This is a genomic window from Thermodesulfobacteriota bacterium, assembly GCA_039028315.1.
Classification (GTDB): Bacteria; Desulfobacterota_D; UBA1144; order Nemesobacterales; family UBA2774; genus CR02bin9.
The window spans coordinates 1-6,174 of the sequence record JBCCIH010000151.1 but is presented as its reverse complement, the minus strand read 5'-3'; the positions used below and the strand labels follow the sequence as shown (position 1 = coordinate 6,174).

Sequence of the window (6,174 nt, the reverse complement as noted above, 5' to 3'; positions counted from 1 at the left end):
ATCTCTGAGATGTAAAGTGGGACCGCAAAAGAAAGTATGCCAAACGCGGCTCCTACAACTATTCGTGCAATAATCAGCATCAATATGCCGTTTGCCAGCACTGTGCCAAGAACACCAACAAATGAAATCACGGCGCTTATAATCAGAATCTTCCTGCGCCCAAGCTTATCTGTGAGTTTACCGCCGAGCGCTGCCCCTATCATTGCGCCAAATAGAACAGAGCTTAGTATGAGCTCTTGGGAAAAAGGAGAGAGGCTAAACTCCTTTTTAATGAACAGTATAGCTCCAGCTATACCTGCAAGATCGTATCCATAAATCAATCCACCCAGAGAAGCTATGGATACTGCTATATATAGAAAAATAGTAGTGCCGCTCTTAGGAATTACTTTCCCTCCAATCTGAGATATCTCAGATCTTAACCCCATTAGAGAGGGAAAACAAATATCGAATAATTTTGAAGATCCTCCTACTAAACTAGAGACCCCGTTTTTCCAGATTGGGGTCTAAAAGGGCCGCCTTGTCTATTACACTTTGCTTAACAAATATAGGGGCATTCACTCTTGCAGCAAGTGCAATGGCGTCACTTGGACGGGCGTCAATTTTAGAGATCTTTCCGTCAACAGTTAATTCGACCTGTGCGTAGAACACTTCGTCTCTTAGATCCACTACAACAATACGCTCCACTTTTGCATTCATTGTCCGAACCATAGCGGCTATGAAGTCATATGTAAGTGGCCTTGGCGGGAGCACATCAGATAGGCTAAGCTCAATTGATCTGGCCTCGCAAATTCCAATCCATATTGGAAGAATCTTATTTTGACCTAAATCTGTTAAAAAGACCACCGGAGTTTGCAAGTTTTTATCAAAGGCTATGCCTTTTATTTCCATCTCTTTAAGTGAGTCCTGGCTATCAGCCATTAAGACGGGACTTGAAAAAATAAAAACGACTAAACTAACCGCTGCTAGTTTGAAAATGAATCTATGTTTCATAATTTCACCCCTGACAATAGAATAGCACAAAGCCTGAGGTAAAACTTGCTATTTATTTGGAATAGGAGACCTTAAGTATTGGCTATTTTTCGCCTATCATATAAAGACATCCGCTAGGTCCAATTTGAGCACTATGCACCTCTCCTGCCGGAACATCGAATCTTTGTCCGGGTCCATAATTAGTGGTATTTCCTTCAGAGGTTACGCTAATCTCTCCTTCCAAGACTATATGAGCCGTAATACCTGAATGCGTGTGTTCGGGATAGAACGCGTTTGGTGAGTCACGGTGAACGAAAATACCTGAGAAACCCTCACTTAATAGTTGCTCCTCAAACTCTTTTTCGTTCATTGGTATTTATTCCTGAGTGCTTATCTGATCTTAACGGAATCTTTTTCAAACCTTGGATTAGTAACGGTGCCCATTATCTTACCGCCCAGACTACCGTCACGGTGCTTAGCTAAATATGGTGAGAGGAAAGTTTTATATTTTGCCAGATCGTTGTCAGTGATCTCGACCCTGTAGCCTAGATCCAAAATTCCGCCCTGCGAGGTTTCCCAAAGAAGTGGCGCAGTTCCAGCAATCTGAATATCGATGCCGTCGCCTGTGATGCTGAGTTCATCAATATTTGTAAGCTCGTTTGCTATATTTCCGTTAAAGTTCGATGTTAGGTTAGAAAGTGATGGAAGCTTCATTCCCTTTACTTTTAGGTTATCAAACGCAAGCCCGTGCACTACAAAGTTAAAATCCCCTTGTGGAGCAGGTTCGAAGACTACATCTAACTCTCCCATGAGCTGTCCGTGAATTGCTATTTCAGAGTTTCCGCTTTTAGATAGCAGGTTAGGGATTTCGTTTACCCTTACATTTTTTATGTCAGCTTTTAATTCGTGTATTTTGCCGTTTGATTTATTTATTTTAATTGATCCGACAACCTGTCCACCGTGCAACTTAGCTGTGAAAGGAACGTTGGGCGTGTCTGAGAATACTGAGAAAATAGAAGGTTTTACTGATACGCTATCTAGCTCAATGGACTGTGTTCTAGATTTATGAATAGTAACGCCTTTAAGGTTAATGTTAAAAGGCACAGATATATCCGCAGTTTGAATCTCTACATTATAAGGAGTGCTGTTTTGTATCTCTGAAATAACCCTGCTTTTTACAACATCTCCCGGGAATGTGAGAGCCAAAAAAACAAAGAACGCCGCGATAAAAAATGCCACGTATGATATCGGAACTATATGTTTAAGATTTTTTATTTTTTCCCTAAGACCTTTCATATTAACTCACCTGTTTAAACTCATACGTAGAAACCCTTAGCTTTACCTTCATAGAATTAGCTTTATCAAATTTTGTCGTTATATTCAAGTTCCCAACCTTAAGAGACGGTCTGTTTTGAAGCGTATATAGAATATCGACAAGCGTTTCGAGTGATATTTTACTCAGTTCCACATCAACGCTCTTTTCCTCATAAAAATCTTCTTCAGAATTTGACCTTGTGTTAACATCTCTGATTGAAAAATTCTGTCTATCCAGATTTTCTTTTAACAAGATTTTTTCAACCACAGATATTAATGCCTCATTTTCCTTCTTGATTTTGCTAGACAGCTCAGCAATCTGCTTTTTCGAATCTAGGTACTCAGCCTTTAACATCTTCACCTCTGTAAGCTCATTTTCAAGCTGCGCATAGCGTCTCTCTAAATTTGCAGTCCCTGAAGTATAGGAATGAAATATGAGATAAAGCACAATGATAACTATAGCCGATCCGCCTATGAGAAGAGCTCTTCTGTCCCTCTGAGTTGAAGTAAGGGTGTAGATTTTCTCCCTGGCCTTCTCTATCAACTCTCTATACTTTTGTTTTAATGTTTCTAAATCCATTTTATGCCTGCGCCTTTAGTACGACTGATATTTCAAATCTTGTCTGACCGTTTACAGCGTTACCAGTCTGGTTCCTGGTAACAGTCTCAAACATTCCTGAGTCTGTAAGCGCCTTTTCTATTTCTGCAACTTCCTGATAGGACCCGCAAACGCCCTGAATCCTAATTGTGGTCGCGTTTTCAAACTTTATCTCACTTACCTTAAGTGCAAGACTTTCCGGCAAGCTTGAGGAAAGGTCTTTTAAGGCATCAAGAGGTGTTTGAGCACTCTGAACACCTTGGATAAGATCGAGCTTCTCTCTTACTTTTGCAACCTCTGCCTTCATATAGCCTGCAGGCTTTGGAATGTATTTAACATCTGGAAAAGTGCTGTTCACAACCTGGGCTATTTGAGCTTCCATGCCGTCTACATTCTTCTTTAGATCGTAGTAAGAAGATCCTGAGGTATATATAAAAAAGAGTATCAAAATCCCCAGCAATATTCCCGGAACCATAAGCAGTTTTCTAAGCTCATGGTCAACCCCTACGTACTTAAATTGGTCTTTCCTAAAATTTAAATTTCCATTTTTAAACGAGCTTCCATAAAGTGCCAGTGCATAGGATTTAGCAAAAAGCGCAGATTTATCAGCCCCAATCTCAGGTATGTATATCTTTCTAACATCTTTTTTAAGAGAGTCTTTCAAATAATCCGTTATGCCATTTATTACTGATAGCTCACCTGAAATCTCAATGCTTTTTATGCTCTCTTTAACCTCTAGCTCGAAAAACTGTATGGTCTTTTTAACTTCGCTAAGTATAGGAGTAAAATGATCAGTAATGTCTGCTGCGTCTGAGCTGCCGATTGTTAGATCCTTAAGCTCTCCCGTGCCTAGACTGCTCAAAAATGCTTGTACTGTCTTCGTTGATGAACGCACTCTTCTAATACCACTTTCGTCAAAAAGTGAATAACTAATTTCGCTGTCCCCAAAATCTATTAGCAGAACCGGTCCGTCGCTTGAGACATATTCTTGTAATGCCCCCATCGCAAGCGGTGAGTAGGTAATTATCTTTGGGTCTATTCCGTGCTCATTATAGGAGTGGATTAAATCAGCTACTTGCTCTTTTTCGAACACGCATACTAAAGCTTCTCCAGTGGCTCCATTTTTTATAAGGTGATATCCGTGTACTTTTTCTCTTGGATCAAATGTTGATATGTTCTCAAGCTCGTACTCGTAGACCTGATCAATTTTCCTTGGATCAGAGAATGGAAATTCTATTACTCTAAATGATTTGGGGTTCTCTGAGATAGAAGCTGCAATATCGCCTTTGGGAAGTGAGTAGGCTTTGAAGATTTCGGCAATAGAATCTGAATCCCCGACTTCTGACGAAGAGCGCTCGACGCTTATAGTTTGCAGGAGCTGAACATCTCTTAACCCTCTTTTAATGAGAGATACCCTAATGTTCTTAGATCCTATATCTAGTCCGACAAATCTTCCATACATAATATTTAGTAAGCCAAAATTAATAGTAAGCCTGATTTTTTAAGTAATCTACTTAATCTTATACTTTAAATCTAAAGTAAACGCCCTTCAAAGTCAAATAAAATTACATAGCCCAGGCTCTAGTTAGTGTAAGCACTTGTACCTTGTAAGCTCCTTATTTAAGTAACATTTTACTGCACTCATCACTAGTTGAGCCTGTGGTGAAGACATCGTCTACTAATAGTACGGACTTATCCTTGAAAACGGTTGAATCCGAAACAGAAAACGCGCCCTTTACATTTTTTCTTCTCTCGCCTTCATTTGCAATCTCTATTTGTGGCCGTGTGTCACGAATCCTTTTTAGACCAAATAGATCACAGCTTACACTTTTATACTTTGCAACAGATTGTGCAAGAATTACTGACTGGTTGTACTCTCTTTTTCTGAGTTTATCAATGTGAAGTGGTACAGGCACCACAGTGTCAAAACTATCTAAATCATTAGGAAAATTAGAAAATAAAATCTCCAAAAGAGAATTTACTCTATTTAATTTACCCTCATATTTAAAACTAATTATTAGATCCCTGACTTTGCCCTCATATATGGCAATCGAACGTGCTCTATTGAAGCTGTAAAAATCTTTCAGACATTTTGAGCAGAGATTTCTATTACTATGGTCGATATCGGGGGAATAGTTTTCATTATCAGAGCTATAGAACCCAAAAGGTACGCCGCATTTACTGCAATAAGACCAGTCCTGAATGCACTTTATATCATCGGAACAATCAGAGCATATATTCTGACTTTTTGAAACGGGGTCAGCACATGAGCTGCATAACTTGGGAAATAATATCTCTAACATAAAGACTCAAATGGCTACTAAACTCTCATTGGCATAATAACTGACATATAAACTTCTTCATCGTCTGGTTTAATCACAGCAGGGCTTAGCTCATCAATAAGTCCTATTTGAACTTTCTCCTGAGTAATCGCTTCAAGCACATCCATTAAATAGCGGGCATTAAATCCTAGTTCGGCAGGCTCTCCAGAGTATTCAAGTGCTAAAGATTCTTTAGCCTCACCAAACTCAGGAGATACTGAGACTAGGGTCATTTCATTATTCTCAATATTTAGCTTAACGCTTCTTGTTTTCTCAGATGACAGAATAGAAACTCTTTTTAAAGCACTTAACAGCTCATCCTTTCCAATAGTGATTGTTACTTTTGTAACCTCTGGTGTGACTTGCTTGTAGTCTGGAAAGTCAGCGTCTATGAGTCTTGCAATAAGTACTATGTTGTCCCCCTCTGCCATAAAAAAATTATCCCCAACTCCAATCTTAACAGTCTCGGATAATCTCAGAACTTTTCTAAGTTCAGCAACGCCTTTTTTAGGAACAACAAAACCTTTATCAAACTTAACCCCTCCGTCTACTTTTTTCTCAACTAACGAGAGGCGGTGCCCATCTGTTGCAACGAGTCTTAAGTTTTTATCGGCTGACTCTTCAAAATAAATCCCTGCCAGATTGCGTCTTAGTTCGTCAGGAGAGACAGCAAAAATTGTCTTTGAAATCATATCCTCAATTAAAAAGCTCTCAACACTAAAGAGGTTGTCTGAGTGAAGCTCGGGAACAATTGGAAAGTCTTCGCTTGGAAGCCCCGCAATTTTAAAGTGAGCTGAAGAGCTTCTAATCTCAACCCAGTGGTTTCCTATCTCCTCTACTTCGATCTCACCGTCAGGAAGCTCTTTCACAATTTCATACAGCTTCCTAGCTGGTATAGCTAAACTGCCTTCTTTCTGAACCTGTGCTTCGCACCATGTGCTCATAGTGGTTTCTAGATCTGTAGATGAAATT

Annotated in this window: 8 protein-coding genes; all 8 read right to left on the bottom strand. The window is 39.6% G+C overall.

Translation table 11 applies throughout. The features are described 5' to 3' along the window. On the bottom strand, positions 1 to 425 hold a 425-nt coding region (locus AAF462_09315), incomplete at its 3' end, for an MFS transporter (protein ID MEM7009316.1). Between the two features lie 49 nt (positions 426 to 474). Continuing rightward, on the bottom strand, positions 475 to 990 hold the full coding sequence (locus tag AAF462_09310; protein ID MEM7009315.1) for a bifunctional nuclease family protein: 516 nt from the start codon (positions 988 to 990) through the stop codon (positions 475 to 477). An 82-nt stretch (positions 991 to 1,072) separates the two neighbouring features. After that, complete coding sequence (locus AAF462_09305; protein MEM7009314.1) at positions 1,073 to 1,339, bottom strand: cupin domain-containing protein; 267 nt, start codon at positions 1,337 to 1,339, stop codon at positions 1,073 to 1,075. 20 nt (positions 1,340 to 1,359) lie between these two features. Next, complete coding sequence (gene gspN / locus AAF462_09300) at positions 1,360 to 2,265, bottom strand: type II secretion system protein GspN (protein ID MEM7009313.1); 906 nt, start codon at positions 2,263 to 2,265, stop codon at positions 1,360 to 1,362. A gap of 1 nt (position 2,266) precedes the next feature. Then, positions 2,267 to 2,863 (bottom strand): type II secretion system protein GspM, encoded by a 597-nt coding sequence (gene gspM, locus AAF462_09295; protein MEM7009312.1) that lies wholly within the window; start codon positions 2,861 to 2,863, stop codon positions 2,267 to 2,269. Between the two features lies 1 nt (position 2,864). Next, entirely contained in the window at positions 2,865 to 4,343 is a 1,479-nt protein-coding gene (locus AAF462_09290; protein ID MEM7009311.1) for a hypothetical protein, read from the bottom strand. Positions 4,344 to 4,497: 154 nt separating this feature from the next. Beyond that, positions 4,498 to 4,851 (bottom strand): hypothetical protein, encoded by a 354-nt coding sequence (locus AAF462_09285; protein MEM7009310.1) that lies wholly within the window; start codon positions 4,849 to 4,851, stop codon positions 4,498 to 4,500. Between the two features lie 350 nt (positions 4,852 to 5,201). Beyond that, positions 5,202 to 6,174, bottom strand: a 973-nt coding sequence (dnaN, locus tag AAF462_09280; GenBank protein ID MEM7009309.1) for a DNA polymerase III subunit beta, incomplete at its 5' end; no start/stop codon positions are given.

Excerpts from the sequence above, each read along its gene's own strand:
- AAF462_09310 (MEM7009315.1), bottom strand. The coding sequence starts at position 990 with ATGAAACATAGATTCATTTTCAAACTAGCAGCGGTTAGTTTAGTCGTT.
- AAF462_09305 (MEM7009314.1), bottom strand. The coding sequence starts at position 1,339 with ATGAACGAAAAAGAGTTTGAGGAGCAACTATTAAGTGAGGGTTTCTCA.
- gspN (MEM7009313.1), bottom strand. The coding sequence starts at position 2,265 with ATGAAAGGTCTTAGGGAAAAAATAAAAAATCTTAAACATATAGTTCCG.
- gspM (MEM7009312.1), bottom strand. The coding sequence starts at position 2,863 with ATGGATTTAGAAACATTAAAACAAAAGTATAGAGAGTTGATAGAGAAG.
- AAF462_09290 (MEM7009311.1), bottom strand. The coding sequence starts at position 4,343 with ATGTATGGAAGATTTGTCGGACTAGATATAGGATCTAAGAACATTAGG.